Consider the following 22,237-nt stretch of genomic DNA (forward strand, 5'->3'; position numbering starts at 1 on the left):
TAAGGACTATTATAGATTGTTTAGAAGAATCTTAGCAAGACCATCGTTATTATTATCGGTCTCTGTAATGATATCAGCTGCTTTTTTTACTTCATCGGTGCCATTTATCATTCCGATTCCAAGACCTGCAGCCTTTATCATAGAGATATCGTTTTCTTCATCGCCTGCTGCGATTGTGCTTTCATGTGGGATTCCTAGATGATCGGCAAGCCTTACAACAGCGCTTCCTTTTCCTGCCTCGGAATTGAAAATCTCAAGGTAGTAGGGATTTGAATAAAGAAGAGTGAGCCTGTCACCGGCATATTCTTCGACAGCCGCCTTAAAGCGATCACACTTATCACGGTCATGAAGCTCAATTCCGATTATCTTGCAGGGCACATCGGTGAGGGCAGAGCAAATATCGTCTGTTACTATATAAGGAGTCTTGATAACTCTTCTGTAGTATGTAAGCTCTTCATCCTCATAAGGTGTTATGATATTTTCGTCGGTGTAGGTATGACAATGTACACCATATTCTTTTGCCAGGGAAAAAATATCAGGTATCATTTCAAAAGGTACACCGGTTCTGTATACATCTCTCTTATTATCACAATCATAGATTTGCGAACCATTGTAAGCGACAAGAAAGCTCCCCGGGAAAAACAGATCGTTGTCCCTTTGTGCGGCCATGGCACTTTCTAAGGATCTTCCTGTATTTATCGCAAAGTGATTACCTGCACCGGTGAATTTCTTTAAGGCATCCATAGTAACAGGTGATACTTTTTTCTCTTTTGTTAATAATGTTCCATCCAAATCAGTGAAAAAAATCTTACTCATGGCAATCTCCATATTCTATAAAATACTTAGTGAATTATATACTGATTGTTCACCTGTGTAAAATTTGATTTTTTGCTTGTGATGCGCTTATTATAAAATGATTGATAGCACATGACTTTTACATCTAAAACGGAGATTAGTATGAAAAAAGCGGACTTACACACTCATTCGACTGCATCAGACGGAACATATTCACCATCAGAACTAATAGATTATGCTTATGAAAAAGGGCTTTCAGCAATTGCGCTTACTGATCACGATACGGTATCCGGACTTTTTGAGGCAATGGAACGAGGGAAGCTTTATCCTGAGCTTGAGGTAATCCCCGGCATAGAGTATTCGACTGTCAGAAATGGAAAGGACGTTCATATAGTCGGGCTATATATAGACTATCAGAGCGATAGCTTTAAGAAGTCTCTTCAGGGCTTTATAGATTCAAGAACAGAACGTAACAGACAAATGTGCAAAAAACTCACTGATGCCGGGATGCCAATAACCTATGAAGAACTCGTTCAAAAGAATCCGGGAGCAGTTATCACAAGGGCTCACTTTGGCAAACTGCTTTTGGAAAAAGGATATATAACGAGTGTAAAGGAAGCCTTTGACAGATTCATAGGTGATCACTGTCCGTATTATGTTCCAAGAGAAAAAATAACACCGGAAATGGCAATTGATCAGATTTTATCGGCAGGAGGAGTGCCGGTTCTGGCGCATCCTGTTCTTTACGGACTTGGAAGGGATGCAATGGACGAACTTGTTCATTCCATGAAAGATGCCGGAATTGTTGGTATTGAAGCCATCTATGGAACATATACACCTCAGGACGAGCGCGATATAAAAGCACTTGCTATGAAATATAATCTTCTTATCAGTGGAGGCTCGGATTTTCATGGGAAAAACAAGCCCCATATTGACCTAGGAGCCGGAACAGGGAAAATGACAGTTCCTTATGAAGTCGCCGAGCGAATAAAGGAATATTATCTGAAAAATAAGAAAGCTTTATAGAATTAAAATACTGAAATAGATATAAACTAAAATTTCTAGATATTTAAGAGTTATGTGACCTTCTACACTGTATAATCTATATATAGTAGATTATCCAAAGTGCAGGAGGTCTTTCTATGTATGTTTTTGATGAAGCCATAATAATGGATATTGATCCTTTGAAATGGGATTCCACAGGCTATACGAGGCATGTGGCTTCATGTAATGCGGATTTTTTCAGAATCAGGGACTTTGGAACAATATATTTGTATACCACAGATAGCGATTATAAAGAGAATCACCCCTATGATCTATACCTTTCAAAGACTGCTCCTTTGAGAGATGCCAATGACGAAGAAGACGAGTACTTCGGATATCTCACTATGGCTGACTATAAAAGATTCGAAACGATAGATGTTTTGGAGGATATGGCCAATCCGGGAAGCTTTGTTAAAGAAAACAGCGTTCAGGAGGCGGTTCTTAAAACCTTCAATGCTTCGAAGGAATTAGCAGGAAAAGAGCCATTGCCCTTTGTAGGAAACTTCCGTCTTATGGGACAGGTTTATAATGACGATGGTTATCAAAAACTCAAGACCTCTGTTGAATTATATTTTAGATATATATATGTTAGATGAATAGTAAAAAAGCCTTCTCTAAACTGTTGGAGAGGGCTTCTTTTATATTGCATTTTTTATTATCTTCCAATATAATACGTAAGTTGATTACATTATTATTAGAAGAAACACGATCGGAGGTAGTTTTTCAATATGATCAGTGCAAACAATGTCACACTTAGAGTTGGTAAAAAGGCTCTTTTTGAAGATGTTAATATCAAATTCACCGAGGGTAACTGCTATGGTATCATCGGTGCTAACGGAGCAGGAAAATCTACTTTCCTTAAGATATTATCAGGAAGACTTGAGACCACAAACGGAGATGTAGTAATAACTCCCGGCCAGCGTCTTTCATTCCTGGAGCAGGACCACTTCAAATATGATGAGTTTACTGTTCTTGATACTGTTATCATGGGTAACGCCCGACTTTATGAGATCATGAAGGAAAAGGACGCTATCTATGCTAAAGAAGACTTCACAGATGAGGACGGAATCAGAGCCAGTGAGCTTGAAGCCGAGTTTGCCGAGATGAATGGATGGGAAGCTGAATCTGATGCAGAGAGCCTTCTTAACGGACTTGGAATCGAAACCGATCTTCACTATAAGCAGATGAGCGAACTTGATGGTAATCAGAAGGTTAAGGTGCTTCTTGCAAGAGCACTGTTCGGTAACCCTGATATCCTTCTTCTCGACGAGCCTACCAACCACTTGGATATGGATGCTATCGCATGGCTTGAGGAGTTCCTTATCAACTTTGAGAATACAGTTATCGTCGTATCCCACGACAGATACTTCCTTAATAAGGTATGTACCCATATTGCTGATATCGATTACAGCAAGATTCAGCTCTATGCAGGTAACTATGACTTCTGGTATGAGTCATCACAGCTCATGATTCGTCAGATGAAGGAAGCAAATAAGAAGAAGGAAGAGCAGATCAAGGAACTTAAAGAGTTCATTGCTAGATTCTCTGCTAATGCCAGTAAGAGTAAGCAGGCTACTTCCCGCAAGAAAGCCCTTGAGAAAATCGAGCTTGATACAATTAAGCCTTCTTCAAGAAAGTATCCTTACATCGATTTCAGACCTGAGAGAGAAATCGGTAATGAGGTTCTTACTGTTGATGGAATCAGTAAAACAATTAATGGTGAGAAGGTTCTTGATAAAATATCATTTGTTGTTCAGCACGATGACAAGATAGCATTTGTTGGAGGAAACGAGCTTGCTAAGACAACTCTTTTCCAGATACTTACAGGTGAGCTTGAGCCCGATGAGGGAACCTACAAGTGGGGTGTAACAACTTCACAGGCATATTTCCCCAAGGATAACTCTCATGAGTTCGATAATGATTACACAATCACCGAGTGGCTCACTGGCTATTCAGAGATCAAGGATGTTACTTATGTCCGCGGTTTCCTTGGCCGTATGCTTTTTGCAGGTGAGGATGGTGTTAAAAAGGTTAAGGTATTGTCCGGAGGTGAGAAGGTTCGCTGCATGCTCAGTAAGATGATGATCAGCGGTGCTAACTGCCTTATCTTTGATGAACCTACCAACCACCTTGATATGGAATCAATCACAGCTCTTAACCAGGGTATGATCAAGTTCCCCGGAGTTGAGCTTTTTGCCTGCCGTGACCACCAGGTCGTTCAGACAACAGCAAACAGAATAATGGAAATCCTGCCTGATGGCTCGCTTATCGACAAGCGTTCTACTTATGACGAGTACCTTGAGAGCGATGCAATGGCAAGAAAGCGTACAGTTTACAGTACTAACGAAGATGAAGATAATGATGACTGATTTTTCAGATATCATATAAATTGTTAACAGCGCAAAGCGCCTAAAGGGAGGAGTAATTATGCAGGAATACAGTCCGGTAAAAGAAGGAAAAGTACGTGAGATTTATGATGTGGGTGATGCCCTTATCATGGTAGCTACTGACAGAATCTCAGCATTCGACGTTATTCTTAAGAATAAGGTTGAAAAAAAGGGTACAGTTCTTACCCAGATGTCAAAGTTTTGGTTTGACTATACTAAGGATATCGTAAGCAATCACATGATCAGCACAGATACAGCTGATATGCCTGAATTTTTCAGAAAGCCCGAATTTACTGGAAACAGTATGCTCTGCAAGAAGCTTACAATGCTTCCCATCGAGTGCATTGTTCGCGGATATATAACAGGAAGCGGATGGAACAGCTACAGGGAGAATGGCACAGTATGTGGTATAAAGCTCCCTGAGGGACTTAAAGAGTGCGATAAGCTCCCTGAACCCATCTACACTCCTTCAACTAAGGCTGAGATCGGTGACCATGATGAGAATATCGATTTTGAGCGTTCTGTAGAAGTTCTGGAAAGAGACTTCCCCGGACATGGACAGGAATATGCAGAGAAGCTTCGCGACTATACTATTGCACTTTATAAAAAGTGTGCTGATTATGCACTTACTCGCGGAATCATCATCGCTGATACCAAGTTTGAGTTTGGCCTTAACGAAGAAGGTGAAGTAGTGCTTGCTGATGAGATGCTCACTCCTGATAGCAGCCGTTTCTGGCCGGTAGAAGGATATGAGCACGGTAAATCACAGCCCTCTTTTGATAAGCAGTTCGTAAGAGACTGGCTCAAGGCTAATCCGGAGAGCGACTATAACCTTCCTTCAGACGTAATCGATAAGACAATTGCAAAATATGAAGAAGCATATGAGCTTCTGACAGGCAAGAAACTCTAATAATTTTACCCGCTCCGGTATGTTGCTTTATTACATATTAGGAGCGGGATTTTTTTGCTGCATTCTCTATGTTGGGAATGATTATTTTGCTGTATTTTCCATATTTGTAGCATTGATTTTTTGCTATAATATGCAACTGAGGGGAACTAAAAATATAAATGGGGAGTTTTTTGGGGATGAGATATGATGCTTTTATAAGCTACAGGCATGCACCTCTTGATATGGAGGTTGCAAAGAAAATTCACACAGGACTTGAGACCTATAAAATACCGAGGTCAGTCCAGAACAAAACTGGGAAAAAGAAGATGGGCAGAGTTTTCAGAGATCAGGAAGAACTGCCCATAGGAAGTGATCTTGATGACAACATTTCCACGGCACTTGCCGAGTCAAAATATCTGATAGTCATCTGTTCTCCACGAACACCGGAATCTTACTGGGTATGTAAGGAAATAGAAAACTTCATAAAGATGCATGACAGAAATCATGTGCTCGCTGTACTTATTGAAGGAGAGCCTGCGGAGTCATTCCCGCCACAGCTCCTTACAGATGAGGATGGCAATCCTGTTGAGCCTCTTGCAGCCGATGTCAGAGGAGCAGATAAGAAGGAGAGAAATCATAAATATAAGACAGAACTCCTTCGTCTTGCTGCGCCTGTAATCGGATGCACATATGATGAGCTCAGACAGCGTCATAGAGAGCGTGTGATCAGAAAAACAGTTACTCTTGCTTCAGCTGCAGCAGGAGTAATTGCTGTGTCCGGAATGTCATTTGGTATATATAATGCTAATGTTGCGGCAAAGATGAAACAGCTTGCTAACGAGAAGAGTCAACTCGCTGATGAGAAAAGTAAGCTTGCCGAAGAGAAGAGCCAGATGGCTGATGAGATAACCGAGCAGTACAAGGGAAAGCAGGAAAATCAGTCAAGGTTCTATGCTGAAGAGGCTTTGTCATTATTTAACGCGGGTAATCGTGCGGACGCTGTCCTCGTGGCTAAAGAGGGGCTTCCCTCTGAAGGAAATGAGCGCCCTTACGTAGCAGAATCGGAATATGCTCTTGCAACAACACTATATGCATACGATTGCGGTAAGAACGTATCTTTTGAAAGGAATCTGTCTCACTCTCTGCCAATTTCATACATGGAGAGAACGGATGACTTTAAAAGACTTGTTACAATCGATAATGGTGGTAAGGTTTATGTATGGAATTCTGAGGACTGGTCACTTGAATTAACAATAGAACCAAGTGTAAACAGTAGTAACTATTTTGAATCTGTTGTATGCGCAGATGCTGATGATACAGGTCTCTATGTTGCTACAAGCAAAAGTCTTACAAAATATGGCTATGATGGAAATGTAATATTCACAAAGGACTTTGATTCTTATATATCAAAGAGCGATGTTTTAATTGACAGGAATGAGATTTTTGTTGCCTGCTATGACGAGATAGTAAGGCTTAATCCTGAAAACGGCGATGTGATTTCAACTATTCCCAATAACAGTGATCTGTCATTCTCTAAAGAGGGACGATACTATAAGGCAGACGGACTTTATATTATTGGTCATGGATTAAGTGATGAAGGGAACACCTTAGTATCATTTGTTGATCTTGATAACAATACGACTGTAGACACACAGGTGTCTACCGGCTTTATTCTGGATTTTTGTAAAACGGATAACGGCAATTATGCTTTCCTGAGCGGCAACTCCGATATGATCGAATCAGGAGTCACAGATATGATTGTCGATCTGATTGATAAAAACGGTAACGTTCTGTGGTCAAAAAGAATAGATGCTAATGTAAGGGAAGTTTTGACCTTTGATTCAATCATAATGTCCCACTCATATGAGGAAGGCGGTAAAACGCAGAGTGATGTTGTTGTCACTATTGAGTCTGATGCCTTTACGCTGGATGAGGAAACAGGTGAAACCAGAGTGCGCTTTAATCTTCCCGGTCAGGCAAAAATGGTAGCGCTTTCATCCGGTAATTCTTTTGGAAGAGTTGGTTATAGATCGGGAAATATTGATTTCGTAAACTTTGAAACAGGACAGATACACTCGGAATTCAATTTCCAGACTAATGCTTCAATCAGAGATTCAGTACTTTATAGTAATGCAATAGTTTTCAGCTCATTCTCTTCACCGGATTTACATGTTCTGACATGGCATGAAGCGCCTGATTCAGAGGAGTTCCTTAATTTTGACTACAATGTGAAATCATACAACGTTTCGCCTGATTCTGAGTATTTTTCCCTGGGGGCAGCTGAATTTGTAGGAGCGGTTACTATCTTTGACAAGAATGGGGAAGAAGTTTATACAACCGAAGATGATGCCGATGTTGATGCAGTATTCTTCTCACAGGATAAAGCATATTTTGATGACAGAGGATGCTTTTGGGCTGTAGATCTTGCTCAAAAAAGTGCTGAGAAGATAATGCTTGCTGATTATGGTTTTGATTTTACTCTTTACGATATGTCTATATCTAAAGATGGAAAAACAGCTGCATTTTGGACATCGCACGATGCACTTATCTTTGATCTTGAGAATAAAACTAAAATTTGTCAGAGCAGGGCAGAGGGCAAAATAGGCTATATTATTCCGGCTTCGGATGGAAAAACAGTATATATTTCCGAGGCAGGAGAAAACCTGTACGCTTATGATTGTGTAGCAGAAGAAGCAACCTATGTTAAGGATGACATGTTCCGTACCATTTCTGATGGCTATGGATGTAAATTCATGGATCTAAGTAAGGATGGTAAGTACATTGCATTATGTTGCCTGGATGGTAAGATGAGAGTGGCTGATACAACAACCATGGAAACAGTTACAGAAATCGATATGGCTGCATATTACTATCCGTTTGTTTCCTTCACGGATGATGGTAAACACCTTGTAATGCAGGGTGATGATTATAATGTTATTATCTGCGAGACTAAGACAGGCGAGATTGTAAGTAAAATGGAAGCAAACGGTCTTTTGAAATACATAGTCTGCGATGAAGACAGTGATATTCTTGCTGTTGCATTTGGCGGAGGCCTCTTGTTATACAATACCAAAAGCTATGGCTGCGTCGCTTCTGTTGAAGAGGGACTGGTATATTTAGGAGGAGACAATTCAATACTCCTTACAAATGACCATAAGATTGTTAATCGCATTCATTATAAGAACTATACAGAATTACTTGCTGAAGCAGATAAACAATTTGGTAATTCAACCTTAAGTGCCGAGAAAAAGTTACAATATAACATCAATTGAGTATTTAGTAAAAAACTAAGGATCAGATGGTATGGAAAGTATTTTTATTATATTGATCGCGGGTACAATTTTCTTTTCGATTGCGCTGTGGCTTGCTGTGGATGCTGAACATGTATCCCAGTGGATGGAAATAGCATTTTTGATCGCTATCATGGGAGGACTTGGCATATATGGAACCATAAACTCCAATATATATGGAGCGCAACCTATAAGTGCTGTCCTGAGAACAGTTGTTGACCTGGGAAGAATGTTCGGAAATCCAGGTGGTGATAACTATGAAAAGTTCACCAGAATTGTGGGAACGAGTCCTGTATTTACGACATTTTTCTGGACAATACATTTTTTTGCATACTATGCGTTAGTAAGTGCAATAGTTCTCTTCATCGGAAAAGATGTATTAAGACGTCTTCGTATGTTCTTACTGCGGATTCGCGATGTAGAGATTATTTACGGAATAAATGAGCACACGATCGAAATCGGAAGAGAGCTTTTGAAAAACGGAAAAACATCAGTTGCTTTTATTGGAAACGGAACTGACTATGATGCAACTATTCGAAAGATGGGCGGAGTATGGTTTCCGGATAATGCGGAGGCAGTGCCTACTAAAAAGTTCTTAAAAAAGTTTTCAATAAAAAGAAACGATGGAAAAGTACGCCTTAGCGCTTTGTCTGATAATGAGGACCTTAATTACGATTATGCTCTTAAGATGATGTATGCTTTAAAGGCACTTAATATTGATCCATCTCAGTCTGAGCTTGTACTTCTTGGACATGAAGATATTGAAAGCAACAATTTGCAGGCAGTAGGCGATAAATATGGATTCGGAAGTACCTACACATTCAATAAATCAGAGCTGACTGCCAGAATGCTTCTTAGAAAATATCCTGTAAGCGATACGGTAAACTTTGATACAAACGGTAAGGCAGAGAACAATGTAGATATCGTAATAATTGGTTTTGGCCATGTCGGACAGGAGCTTCTTAAAAGAATTGTCGCATGCGGACAGTTTGAAGGCAGCAACTTTCAGGTGAAGGTTTTTGATCCTGATATCAGTAAAAAGGATGGCTTTTTCAAAGAACAATATGCTGAAATGCTCAGCAATTATGATATAAGCTTTGAGCCATACGATGGAAGAAGCAGCATGCTAACTGATTATGTGAAGAATAATTCAGATGCCATTACCAGTGTTTATATTGCTGTCGGCAATGAGACAGCCGGAAGAGAGATGGCATATGGAATAATTGATATCATGATGAAGAATGGAAGATATGCACCTGTTTTCCAGTGCTGCGTTGATAAAGTCATTCTTTACAAAAATGACATGCGAAGCGAAATAACCAAAACCTTTGAACCTGCGATAATTTACGGAAGATCACTTGATAAGCTTGCAAAAGAAATAAATCATTTTTACAGAGGTGATTCTGAATCTGCCGATGAGCAGTGGAATAACTGTACATATTTCGACAGAATGAGCTGCAGAGCCAGTGCGGATTATCTTTCAGGCTTGCTTCGCCAGGTTGGATTGACAGCTTTTGAGAAGCCGGGGGATGAGTGCATGGAGAACCTTGCCAAATCAGAGCATAAGAGATGGTGTGCTTTCCACTACTCAATGGGCTACAAGTGCATGACTAAGGAAGAAATAGGCAAACGCGCAGATCTATATCGAAACGACAATACTATCAGAATTACAAAAGACAACAAAAACAAGCTTCATGCGTGTCTTATTCCATGGGATGAACTTGATGAATTATCAAGTTATGAGAACTCTGTGACCGGAAAAAACGTAGATTATAAGCAAATGGACAGAGACAATATAGTAACTATGATCAACTTGATATGCAAATAATTATATAAAAAAACTATTGACATTTTATTTTTTTTACTTGTCAAAAGCGTACTAAAATATTAAAATATCATGGGCGTGATAAAAAGATCGTCAGCAGGAAGAAAAATAAAATGATTTTTAAAGTTTTGATTGTTATTTTACTGGTTCTTGCCGCTCTTTACTTACTGGCTATTATGCCGGGGATGAGCAAGAAGACCATATCTGAAAAACTGCTTGTACAGAATCTATATGCACACCGAGGATTGCACGACAACCATACGGATGCACCTGAGAATTCTATGGCTGCATTTAGGAAGGCTGTCGAAAAAGGGTATGGAATAGAGTTGGATGTTCAGCTCACAAAAGACGGGATTCCCGTTGTTTTCCATGATTTTACATTGGCACGAGTTGCCAGATATGAAAAGGGCCATGAGGCCGCAGATGCCGTTAAAAACGAAGACGGCAGTTTGGGAGTAGCAGGTAAGGTTATAGACTACACCTATGAGGAACTATTACAGTTTCATCTTCTTGATTCAGATGAGAAGATACCGAGATTTGAAGATTTTCTCAATATGGTGGATGGGAGAGTACCACTCATTGTGGAGATTAAGATCGAGAGATTTGATCTTTCGGTTTGTCCCAAGGTTTATGATCTTTTAAGCAGATATAAAGGTGTTTATTGTGTTGAGTCTTTCAATCCGCTGGGACTGTACTGGTTAAAGAAAAATCACAACGAGATTTTCAGAGGCCAGCTCTCAGAGGAGTTTTTCCATGAAATCGACAAGGTGATGCACACACCGCTTTACATTATGCTTGCATTCCTGATTTTTAACTTCCTCACAAAACCTGATTTTGTGGCATATAACCACAAGCATGCAGACAATTTGTCGAGGACGATCTGTCACAAACTTTACAAGAACACAGCGGCTGCCTGGACCATAAAAAGCCAGGAAGAGCTTGACAGAAACAGAGACAGATTCGACATCTTTATTTTTGAAGGATTTATTCCAAGTGTTTGATAATTACTATGCACGACATAGTTAATTATAAAAAAATAGTAACATTTAATGGAAAGGGTTTTACCGAATCGAATAATCGGTAAGAAAGGTAGTGAAATGGCGAAAAAATACGTTTACATGTTTAGCGAAGGCGACATGACCATGAGAAACCTTCTTGGTGGTAAGGGCGCTAACCTCGCTGAGATGACATCAATCGGTCTTCCTGTACCTCAGGGCTTCACAATTTCTACAGAAGCTTGCACACAGTACTATGAAGATGGTCGTAAGATCAATGACGAGATCATGGCTCAGGCTATGGAAGGCGTTAAGAAGATGGAAGAGATCAACGGCAAGAAGTTCGGTGATCTTCAGAATCCCCTTCTTGTATCAGTTCGTTCAGGTGCTCGTGCATCTATGCCTGGTATGATGGATACAATTCTTAACCTTGGTCTTAATGACGAGGTTGTTGCAGCAATGATCAAGGGCAATCCTGATCCTGCATTCGAGCGTTTCGTATATGACTCATATCGTCGTTTCATCCAGATGTTCTCTGACGTTGTTATGGAAGTTGGTAAGAAGTACTTCGAGCAGCTCATCGACAAGATGAAGGAGCAGAAGGGTGTTAAGTTTGACGTAGATCTTACAGCAGCTGATCTTAAGGAGCTTGCTGAGCAGTTCAAGGCTGAGTATAAGAACCAGCTCGGTTCTGATTTCCCTTCAGATCCTGTAGAGCAGCTTAAGCTTGCTATCGAGGCTGTATTCCGTTCATGGGATAACCCTCGTGCTAACGTTTACCGTCGTGACAACGATATCCCTTATTCTTGGGGAACAGCTGTTAACGTAATGCCTATGGTATTCGGTAACCTTAATAACGAGTCTGGTACAGGTGTTGCATTCACACGTGACCCTGCAACAGGTGAGAATAAACTTATGGGTGAGTTCCTTATCAACGCTCAGGGTGAGGACGTAGTTGCTGGTGTTCGTACACCTATGCCGATCGCTCAGATGGAGAAGGAATTCCCTGAAGCATATGCTGAGTTCATCAAGGTTTGTGATACTCTTGAGAACCACTATCACGATATGCAGGATATGGAGTTCACAGTTGAGAACAAGAAGCTTTACATGCTTCAGTGCCGTAACGGTAAGAGAACAGCTCCTGCTGCTCTTAAGATCGCTTGTGACCTTGTTGATGAGGGACACAAGACTCCTGAAGAAGCTGTAGCAATGATCGATCCTCGTAACCTTGATACACTTCTTCATCCTCAGTTTGACGCTGCTGCTCTTAAGGCTTCTACTCCTATGGGTAAGGGTCTTGGTGCTTCACCTGGAGCTGCTTGCGGTAAGATCGTGTTCACAGCTGATGATGCTGTAGCATGGGCTGAGAGAGGTGAGAAGGTTATCCTTGTTCGTCTTGAGACATCACCTGAAGATATTACAGGTATGAAGGCTGCTCAGGGTATCCTTACAGTTCGTGGTGGTATGACATCACACGCTGCCGTTGTTGCTCGTGGTATGGGTGAGTGCTGCGTTTCCGGATGTGGCGACATCAACATGGACGAGGAGAACAAGAAGTTCACACTTGCTGGTAAAGAGTTCCACGAGGGAGACTTCATCTCTATCGACGGTACAACAGGTAACATCTATGATGGCGTTATCAAGACTGTTGACGCTCAGATCGCTGGTGAGTTCGGCCGTATCATGGATTGGGCTGATCAGTTCAGAAAGCTTAAGGTTCGTACAAACGCTGATACACCCGCTGATGCTAAGAAGGCTCGCGAGCTTGGTGCTGAGGGTATCGGCCTTTGCCGTACAGAGCACATGTTCTTCGAGGAAGACAGAATTGCTGCATTCCGTGAGATGATCTGCTCTGATACAGTAGAGGAGAGAGAAGCTGCACTTGAGAAGATCCTTCCTTATCAGCAGAACGACTTCAAGCAGCTCTATGAGGCACTTGAGGGATGTCCTGTAACAATCAGATTCCTTGATCCTCCGCTTCACGAGTTCGTTCCTACAACTGAGGACGAGATCAAGAAGCTTGCTGATGCACAGGGCAAGAGCGTAGAAGATATCAAGGCTATCATCGCTTCTCTTCACGAGTTCAACCCTATGATGGGTCACAGAGGATGCCGTCTTGCAGTTACATATCCTGAAATTGCTAAGATGCAGACTAAGGCTGTTATCCGTGCTGCTCTTGAGGTTCAGAAGGAGCATGCTGATTGGAACGTTAAGCCTGAGATCATGATTCCTCTTGTATGTGAAGTTAAAGAGCTTAAGTTCGTTAAGAAGGTAGTTGTTGAGACAGCTGATGCTGAGATCGCAGCTGCTGGCGCTAAGCTTGAGTATGAGGTTGGTACAATGATCGAGATCCCGAGAGCTGCTCTTACAGCTGACGAGATCGCTGCAGAGGCTGATTTCTTCTGCTTCGGTACAAACGACCTTACACAGATGACATTTGGATTCTCTCGTGATGATGCTGGTAAGTTCCTTAACGCTTACTATGATGAGAAGATCTTCGAGAACGATCCTTTCGCTAAGCTTGACCAGACAGGTGTTGGTAAGCTTATGGATATGTCACTTAAGCTTGGTAAGCCCGTTAATCCTAACCTTCATGTTGGTATCTGCGGAGAGCACGGTGGAGATCCTTCATCAGTTGAGTTCTGCCACAAGATTGGCCTTGACTATGTATCATGCTCACCTTTCCGTGTACCTGTTGCTAGACTTGCAGCAGCTCAGGCAGCTATCGCAAATAAATAATAAATTGGCATTTGCCGGTTAAATTATTGGACTGCACACTTTCATAGTGTGCAGTCTTTTTTTTGTCGCTTTTTTGATACAATAATTTATTTTTATTTAATCATTTTTTCAATATAGCTGATGTATCATTTTACTGGTACGATATTAACCATTAGTTTTTTATGAGGGGATTGGTTATGAGAGGCAAACAACAAAGAAATTTAATAAAGTTATCAAGCAACAAAGCTGTTTTTTCCATGGCAATGACAATAATCCTTGCAGTAATAATTATAATCAGTTACATCAATCAGAATGCAATAACAGTAAAAGCAAATATATCAGATGCTTCAGATGAGGGCATTTATGAGATTTGCCAAGCATTTAATGAATTGCGTGCAAAAGCTTTTAAAGACCCTGACAGAATACGAGAGGTTACTCCGGTAGCAATGGATATTGATATCTATGATGAGGAGAATGATGAAATAATTACCCAAACCAGGGATGTCTGCACTATTAGGATGGGTAACCACGAGATGCACTATATCATGGAGGTAATTGGAGATCCTGATGAATATGGTAATTATCCACTCTACATTGCTCTTCATGGCGGCGGTGGAGGCCCGGCAGAGATTAATAATGAGCAATGGTTAGAAATGGCGGATTATTACAAAAGATCAGTTAAGAGTGGAATCTATGTTGCGGTAAGAGGTATTGAGGATGTCTGGAATACGCATTTTCTGGATGAATCCTATGCAATGTATGATCGTTTGATAGAGGATATGTACTTACTAAAAAGGGCTGAGCCTAATAAGGTTTACCTTTTAGGCTTTTCAGCCGGAGGTGATGGGGTATATGCCATAGCACCAAGGATGGCTGACAGATTTGCTGCAGTTAATATGTCATCAGGACATCCTAATGGGGTTAGCCTCTTAAATACATCGAATCTTCCCTTCGAGATTCAAGTTGGGATTCGCGATTTTTATTCCGAAGATGCCATCAGATCCATAAGAGGTGCGGAATACGAAGCAGTTTTAAACAGCTATAGTAAAAAGTATGGTTGTAAATATCCCCACCGTATTCTGGTGCATGTACCGGAAGGACATAACTACAATGATTTTGTGGACAATGGCGGTGATTCTGTTGTGCTCTCTTACCCTGAATTATTCGCAAAGAGAGCTATAAAGGAAGACTGGGTACACAAATTCCTTGACCTCTATGAGTCTATAGGATACGAGCCGGATATATCCAATTTGTCATATGGCGATGATGATGAATTCAACTCAGCATTACTGGATTATGTTGCTAACGACCTTAAAATGGAGCTGGATTATGATATTGATTGTAATGCGGTGAACTATGTCAGCCAATATTTGCGTTCTGCATTTCCGGAAACTTTTGTATGGGATTTATCTACAAGAGCTCCAGGAAGAGATGATACAGCTTTTTACTGGTTATCTGCTGACTTTGATGTGAATGAAGGTGTAATTAAAGCTCATTATGATGCAAAAACTAACACAGTTGAGTTACAAACAGATGGCAAAGTGAACGGAGAAATCAAGGTTCTGGCTACACCATTTATTATGGATTTGAGCAAGCCTCTTACAATTATTACTCCGGATACAGAAATGACGGTAGATCTTAAAATTGATAAGGATATTATTGCAAAGGCCGTTGCGCAAACACAGGATCCATACCTTAGCTGGACAGATGAGATACCGATTTCTCTTGATTAAAACTGTAGAAATACCATGAATAAATGCCCTAAAATAAAAAGATGATATGACTTAATAACAGCGCAATATTAAGAATTATAAGGTCCGATATCTGATATAATATTTGGTATCGGACCTTATTTAGATTTCATAAATGGATATTAAATAGGGCCTTTCCCTTTTGGGAAGGTGTCAGCAAAGCTGACGCATAAGGGTTATAGAGAATTGGAGGGTTACAAATGAATAAATGGACACGTGTAAATTACCATCCTAATCTTCCGTTAAAGGAGGATGGCACAAGAGTTACAGCATCAAAAGAGCATATAGAAATTTCGAGAAATGCTGCCAAGGAAGGAATGGTTCTTATTAAAAATGATAAGAATACACTTCCTCTTAGCCGCGGCAAGAAGGTTGCACTTTTTGGAAAGGCAACCATCGACTACGTAAAGGGCGGCGGCGGATCAGGTGATGTTACCGTCCCTTATATCACGAACCTGGCAGAGGGGTTAAAGGCACTTGAACGACAGGTTAGCCTTTTTGAGGATTCTGTTTTCTTCTATGAGGATTATGTGAATGCTCTTTATAAGGAAGGAAAGCAGCCGGGACTTATAGCAGAGCCCGAGGTTCCTGCCGAGCTTCTAAGTAAGGCTAAGGCCTTCACTGACACAGCCATTATCTCCATTAGCAGATACTCAGGAGAGGGTTGGGATAGAAAGGCTGATAACGACGACGGAAGGAAGCACAAGGATGTAGTGCAGGATCTTGTAGATGTCACAGACAGTCTTTTTGAAAGAGGAGACTTCTATTTGTCAAAGGCAGAGGAGGCTCTTGTTAAGACCATAAGCGAGTCCTTTGAGCACACCATAATCGTTCTCAACATTGGCGGAATGTTCGATGTTTCTTGGATAAAGAATAACGATAAGATTGATTCTGCGCTTATTGCATGGCAGGGCGGAATGGAGGGCGGACTTGCTGCCGCTGAGCTTCTTTGCGGAATTGGCAATCCATCAGGAAAACTGGCTGATACCTTCGCCGGCAACCTTGGAGACTATCCCGGAACAGCTCATTTCCATGATTCAGATGATTACGTGGAATATGAAGAGGATGTTTATGTAGGCTATAGATATTTTGAGACAATTAAGGACGCTGCTAAGAAGGTAATATATCCCTTCGGCTACGGACTTTCCTATACTCAGTTTAACTTGAACCACATCAAGGTCAGTGAAGATAAGGGTAAGGTTACTGTCCGTGTCAACGTGACAAATGTTGGTAGCTATGCCGGAAAAGAGGTTGTTCAGGTATACTTTGGAGCACCCCAGGGTAAGCTTGGAAAACCTGAGCGCACACTGATAGGCTTTAAGAAAACTGCTAAGCTCCAACCTGGTCAGTCACAGAAGGTAATTATTGAGTTTTCAGTAGATGACATGGCATCCTATGACGATCTTGGTAAAGTAAAGAAGTCGGCTTATGTCCTTGAAAAGGGTAAATATAAATTCTACGTTGGAACAGATGTAAGATCATCAAAAAAAGTTGATACAGAGTATGTTCAGGACGAAGATAAGGTAGTGCTTCAGCTTACAGAGAAAATGGCACCTGCACTCCTTCAGAAGAGACTTCTTGCTGATGGCTCATATGAGATGCTTCCTCAGGGTGATTCATCTAAATATAATGAAAATGCGCTGAAGGATATGCCGATGGATGATACAGAGCTTCCTACTCCTAAGGTGCGCGCTGAAGGTCACAGATGTTGCTTTAAGCCTTCTGAGAAGCCACAGCTTATTGATGTTTTCGATGGTAAGATGCTGCTTGATGATTTTGTAAAAGCACTTTCTGATGAAGACATAGCATGGCTTCTTGGTGGACAGCCGAACAGGGGTGTTGCCAACACCTTTGGTTATGGTAATAACGATGAATTTGGAATTCCTAATGTTATGACTGCTGACGGACCTGCAGGCCTTCGAATTAAGCCTGAGGCTGCTGTTAAAACAACCGCTTTTCCTTGTGCTACACTGCTTGCATGCACATGGGATCCGGAGGTTACAGAGCAGGTTGGAATTGCAGGAGGTGAAGAGGTTAAAGAAAACAACATCGGAGTATGGCTCACGCCTGCAATGAATATTCACAGATCACCCCTTTGCGGCAGAAATTTCGAGTACTATTCCGAGGACCCGCTTCTTACAGGAAAAATGGCTGCAGGCATGATACGTGGAATACAGAGCAACAATGTGGCAGCTACCGCCAAGCATTTTGCACTTAATAACAAAGAAACCAACCGTAAAAACAGCGATTCAAGAGCTTCAGAGAGAGCAATTCGCGAGATTTATTTAAAGGGCTTTGAAATAGCTGTAAAAGAAGCACATCCATGGAGCATCATGACATCCTATAACATAATTAATGGAAGAAGGGCTTCTGAAAATGAGGATCTCCTCAATGGAATACTTCGCGGGGAGTGGGGCTTTGACGGAATGGTTACCACAGACTGGTGGACTTTCGGCGAACATTATAAAGAAACAGCAGCCGGTAATGATATGAAGATGGGCTGCGGTTTCCCTGAAAGAATACTCGCTGCACTTGAAAAGGGTGCCATTACCCGTGACGAGCTTAACAAAGCAGCTAAGAATATTCTTAGACTGATCTTAAGAATTGACTGATATTTCTTTTTGAAATATGCATGAAAAAATCGGTATACCTTCCCGGACAGGGGAAAGGTATACCGATGGATTTTTGCTGGAATAAAGGACTCATTCATCCTTCACGACGACTTTTCCGCCATTCTTGACGCTATCCTGCTCAAGAAGTTCAACGGCGCACGCTGCAATCTCATAGTACATCGCAGCATTATCACCTATACTCGCCATTTTTTTCATATTTGATTCGCAGAATTTCTTTGCTTCTGCTATGTCATTTTGAGAAAAGAGTTTGCTTCCGCAGTATAGTGTTCCGGTTGAAGGATCATAATGCGAATCCTTCTTTTTTGCTTCACCACTCATGCCCATAACGCCTGCGAGAGAACGGATCAGATCTTCACGATTGCTTGCCATAGTAATCCTCCATTCAAAGATATGTTATCAACCTTTGAATACATTTTCGCACAGCGGATTTTTTTTGACTATTAACTACTTATAATAAAAATATAAAAACTTAAATATAGATGGGAGAAGTTGTTGGATATAGCAGTATTTGGAGATATACACGGAAATGACATAGCATTTCAGGCATGTGTCGATTATTGTATGGGGAAGGGCATAACAAATTATGCTCTGCTTGGCGACTTTATTTCTGACTGTCCCGGCGTGAAAAAAACCATGGAGCTGATATACGTTCTAAGACAATATTTCAATTGCTTTACAGTGCGCGGAAACCGTGAAGAATACATGCTCAATTATAAAAAAGCAGGTGAAAACGGTTGGATGAAGGGCTCGGGAAGCGGATCTCTTCTATATACTTACGAGCAGCTTACGGAAAAAGACTTAAAGCTTTTTGAAGAGCTGCCTATTTATGGTATATGGAATCCAAAGGGAGTTTCAGGCTTTGAGTATTGCCACGGATCACCGACCGGCGTTTCTGACCTACTGTTTGGAGATAAAAGAAATACAAAAAGAACCCTTAACAAGATTAAGACAAATGTGCTTTTGCATGCCCATACCCATGTGCAGGAGAGCTTTTTATATAGAGGAAAAAGAGCAGTAAATCCGGGAGCATTAGGACTTCCGAGAAATAAAAACTGCTATGCCGAGTTTGCGATTATCCACAGTGGAAAATCAGGTTGGGAAGAGGAACTGGTACAGGTAAAATATGACAGACATGCAATTTTAAAGGAGTTCACGACAAGTGGGCTTATGGAGTTTGCACCTGCGTGGGCTGCCGTTACCATGCATACCATAAGAACAGGCGTTGATTTAAGTGAGGCAATTCTTCTTCAGGCAATGAAGCTCTGTGAAGAGGACAGAGGCATTGTTAGATGGCCGACCATTCCGGAGCAGTATTGGGCTGAAGCTCTTAAGGAAAATTATTTAGACCTTTCAGGCAAAGATATTCCAAGACCAAAGAATAACTGATTACGAATACAAAGATACATGCGCTTTAGGTATTGCATTTTTCTCTGTGTGTGGTAATATATTCCTTGATGATTAGCACTCATAACAAAAGAGTGCTAACAATAAAAAGTCAATAATATCAATGAAGATATAAGGAGGCAATTAAAATGAAGTTAGAACCACTTGCAGACAGAGTCGTACTTAAGGCACTTGAGGCTGAGGAGACAACTAAGTCAGGAATCGTTCTTCCCGGTGCAGAGAAGGAGAAGCCCCAGCAGGCTGAGGTTATCGCAGTAGGACCCGGTGGAGTTGTTGATGGTAAAGAAGTAAAGATGCAGGTTAAGAAGGGTGACAACGTTATCTATTCCAAGTATGCCGGAACAGAGGTTAAGCTTGATGACGTAACCTACATCATCGTTAAGCAGAACGATATTCTCGCTATAATTAAATAATATTCTCATCTTAGCCTTCTCAATATAAAGAAGGTAGAGAAAAACTCATCTTAGCCTTCTCAATATAAAGAAGGTAGAGAAAAACTCATCTTAGCCTTCTAAATATAAAGAAGGTAGTGAAAATCTCATCTTAGCCTTCTCCCTGGGGAGAAGGTGCCCGAAGGGCGGATGAGGGGTAAGAAAAATCAAACGGAGGCAATTTAAAATGGCAAAGACAATTAAGTACGGCGCTGACGCCCGCACAGCTATGGTAGAAGGCGTTAATAAGCTTGCAGATACAGTTAGAGTAACAATCGGACCTAAGGGTAGAAACGTAGTTCTTGATAAGAGCTATGGTGCACCTACAATCACAAACGACGGTGTTACAATCGCAAAAGAGATCGAGCTTGAGGATGCTTATGAGAACATGGGCGCTCAGCTTGTTAAGGAAGTTGCTACAAAGACTAACGATGTAGCAGGTGATGGTACAACAACAGCTACAGTTCTTGCACAGGCTATGATCAATGAAGGTGTTAAGAACCTTGCTGCAGGTGCTAACCCGATCGTTCTTAGAAAAGGTATGAAGAAGGCTACAGATGCAGCTGTTGCATCTATCAGCAAGATGGCTACAAAGGTTAAGGGCAAGGATCAGATCATGAGAGTTGCTGCAGTTTCATCAGGTGATGATGAAGTTGGCCAGATGATCGCTGATGCTATGGAGAAGGTTTCTAACGATGGTGTTATCACCATTGAGGAGTCCAAGACAATGCTCACAGAGCTTGATCTTGTAGAGGGTATGCAGTTTGATCGTGGCTATATCTCAGCTTACATGGCTACAGATATGGACAAGATGGAAGCTAACCTTGATGATCCTTTCATCCTTATCACAGATAAGAAGATTTCTAACATTCAGGATATCCTTCCTCTTCTTGAGCAGATCGTTAAGACTGGCTCTAAGCTCCTTATCATTGCTGAGGATGTAGACGGTGAGGCTCTTACAACTCTTATCGTAAATAAGCTTCGCGGCACATTCAACGTAGTAGCTGTTAAGGCACCTGGCTATGGTGACAGAAGAAAGGCTATGCTCGAGGATATCGCAATCCTTACAGGTGGTAAGGTTATCAGCGCTGACCTCGGTCTTGAGCTTAAGGATACAACAATGGATGACCTTGGACGTGCTAAGAGCATCAAGGTTGAGAAGGAGAAGACCACTATCGTTGATGGTCTTGGCAACAAGAAAGAGATCCAGGCTAGAATCGCTCAGATCAAGAAGCAGATCGAGGATACAACATCTGATTTCGATAGAGAGAAGCTTCAGGAGAGACTTGCTAAGCTCGCTGGCGGTGTTGCAGTTATCAGAGTTGGTGCTGCTACAGAGACAGAGATGAAGGAAGCTAAGTACCGCATGGAGGATGCTCTCAATGCTACAAGAGCAGCAGTTGAGGAAGGTATCATCTTCGGTGGTGGTAGTGCATATATCCACGCTTCTAAGGAAGTTGCAAAGCTTGCTGATACTCTTGAGGGTGATGAGAAGACAGGTGCTAAGGTAGTTCTTAAGGCACTTGAGGCACCTCTTTACCACATCGCTAACAATGCCGGTCTCGACGGATCTGTAATTGTTAACAAGGTTAAGGAGTCTAAGCAGGGAATCGGCTTCAATGCTTACTCAGAGCAGTATGTTGACATGGTTAAGGATGGTATCATTGATCCTGCCAAGGTTACAAGAAGCGCTCTTCAGAATGCTACATCTGTTGCATCAAGCTTCCTCACAACAGAGGCTGCTGTTGCTACAGTTAAGGAACCCGTACCTCCGATGCCCGCTGGCAACCCCGGCATGGGAATGATGTAAGCGATAGGGATGAATGCATCCCTGGAGTTAAATAAGAAATAGAGTGCGTAGCACTTGAAAATAAAAAGGACAGCTTATCGAGCTTGCTCGAAATAAGCTGTCCTTTTTTTCAAAAGCGTCGCAGACGCGCTATTTCTTATTTAACGGAGTGGATATATGAGAACCAACGGTAACGAGGGAACGCGTAAGCGTTTCCGAGTCTGAGCGATAGAACATCTTTCCGAGTCTGTACCTCGAAGAGTCAACATCCCCACCTCCCTCCAGT

General features: G+C 41.5%; 15 protein-coding genes. 13 read left to right on the plus strand and 2 right to left on the minus strand.

The annotated features are described in order from the left end of the window. Positions 1 to 9: 9 nt before the first annotated feature. Entirely contained in the window at positions 10 to 816 is an 807-nt protein-coding gene (locus G586_RS0106490) for a Cof-type HAD-IIB family hydrolase (RefSeq protein ID WP_026527102.1), read from the minus strand. A 141-nt stretch (positions 817 to 957) separates the two neighbouring features. On the opposite strand from G586_RS0106490, the gene G586_RS0106495 reads away from it, so the two are divergent. From G586_RS0106495 to G586_RS0106540, 10 genes are all read left to right on the plus strand, one after another. Beyond that, the gene (locus G586_RS0106495; protein WP_026527103.1) at positions 958 to 1,821 is read left to right on the plus strand and encodes a PHP domain-containing protein; all 864 of its coding nucleotides are present in this window, start codon (positions 958 to 960) and stop codon (positions 1,819 to 1,821) included. Positions 1,822 to 1,937: 116 nt separating this feature from the next. Further along, positions 1,938 to 2,435 carry a hypothetical protein gene (locus G586_RS0106500; RefSeq protein ID WP_026527104.1) on the plus strand — a complete coding sequence of 166 codons (498 nt, stop codon included), beginning with the start codon at positions 1,938 to 1,940 and terminating at the stop codon, positions 2,433 to 2,435. A 132-nt stretch (positions 2,436 to 2,567) separates the two neighbouring features. Next, positions 2,568 to 4,208, plus strand: a complete 1,641-nt coding sequence (locus G586_RS0106505; protein ID WP_026527105.1) for an ABC-F family ATP-binding cassette domain-containing protein — start codon at positions 2,568 to 2,570, stop codon at positions 4,206 to 4,208. Positions 4,209 to 4,266: 58 nt separating this feature from the next. After that, a complete protein-coding gene (locus G586_RS0106510) occupies positions 4,267 to 5,136 on the plus strand; it encodes a phosphoribosylaminoimidazolesuccinocarboxamide synthase (protein ID WP_026527106.1) in 870 nt (289 codons plus the stop codon). 158 nt (positions 5,137 to 5,294) lie between these two features. Next, on the plus strand, positions 5,295 to 8,387 hold the full coding sequence (locus G586_RS0106515) for a toll/interleukin-1 receptor domain-containing protein (RefSeq protein ID WP_081674239.1): 3,093 nt from the start codon (positions 5,295 to 5,297) through the stop codon (positions 8,385 to 8,387). A gap of 31 nt (positions 8,388 to 8,418) precedes the next feature. Beyond that, complete coding sequence (locus G586_RS0106520) at positions 8,419 to 10,233, plus strand: hypothetical protein (RefSeq protein ID WP_026527108.1); 1,815 nt, start codon at positions 8,419 to 8,421, stop codon at positions 10,231 to 10,233. A 110-nt stretch (positions 10,234 to 10,343) separates the two neighbouring features. Then, a complete protein-coding gene (locus G586_RS0106525; protein WP_026527109.1) occupies positions 10,344 to 11,231 on the plus strand; it encodes a glycerophosphodiester phosphodiesterase family protein in 888 nt (295 codons plus the stop codon). A gap of 96 nt (positions 11,232 to 11,327) precedes the next feature. After that, positions 11,328 to 13,964 carry a pyruvate, phosphate dikinase gene (ppdK, locus tag G586_RS0106530; protein WP_026527110.1) on the plus strand — a complete coding sequence of 879 codons (2,637 nt, stop codon included), beginning with the start codon at positions 11,328 to 11,330 and terminating at the stop codon, positions 13,962 to 13,964. A gap of 236 nt (positions 13,965 to 14,200) precedes the next feature. Beyond that, complete coding sequence (locus G586_RS24710) at positions 14,201 to 15,676, plus strand: hypothetical protein (RefSeq protein ID WP_155834040.1); 1,476 nt, start codon at positions 14,201 to 14,203, stop codon at positions 15,674 to 15,676. A gap of 218 nt (positions 15,677 to 15,894) precedes the next feature. Beyond that, the gene (locus G586_RS0106540; protein ID WP_026527112.1) at positions 15,895 to 18,306 is read left to right on the plus strand and encodes a glycoside hydrolase family 3 protein; all 2,412 of its coding nucleotides are present in this window, start codon (positions 15,895 to 15,897) and stop codon (positions 18,304 to 18,306) included. Positions 18,307 to 18,396: 90 nt separating this feature from the next. Here the strand turns inward: G586_RS0106540 and G586_RS0106545 are convergent, their stop codons facing one another. Next, positions 18,397 to 18,696, minus strand: a complete 300-nt coding sequence (locus G586_RS0106545; protein ID WP_026527113.1) for a hypothetical protein — start codon at positions 18,694 to 18,696, stop codon at positions 18,397 to 18,399. A gap of 123 nt (positions 18,697 to 18,819) precedes the next feature. Between G586_RS0106545 and G586_RS0106550 the strand changes: the two genes are divergently transcribed. The 3 genes from G586_RS0106550 to groL all read left to right on the plus strand — a co-directional run bounded on the left by G586_RS0106550 (position 18,820) and on the right by groL (position 21,972). Further along, entirely contained in the window at positions 18,820 to 19,713 is an 894-nt protein-coding gene (locus G586_RS0106550) for a metallophosphoesterase family protein (protein WP_026527114.1), read from the plus strand. Between the two features lie 146 nt (positions 19,714 to 19,859). Further along, positions 19,860 to 20,144: a co-chaperone GroES gene (locus G586_RS0106555; RefSeq protein ID WP_022763119.1), complete on the plus strand. Its 285-nt coding sequence runs from the start codon at positions 19,860 to 19,862 to the stop codon at positions 20,142 to 20,144. A gap of 205 nt (positions 20,145 to 20,349) precedes the next feature. Next, positions 20,350 to 21,972, plus strand: a complete 1,623-nt coding sequence (groL, locus tag G586_RS0106560) for a chaperonin GroEL (protein WP_026527115.1) — start codon at positions 20,350 to 20,352, stop codon at positions 21,970 to 21,972. Positions 21,973 to 22,237: the final 265 nt, after the last annotated feature.

The sequence above is a fragment of the Butyrivibrio sp. VCD2006 genome, from assembly GCF_000423925.1.
GTDB lineage: Bacteria > Bacillota > Clostridia > Lachnospirales > Lachnospiraceae > Butyrivibrio.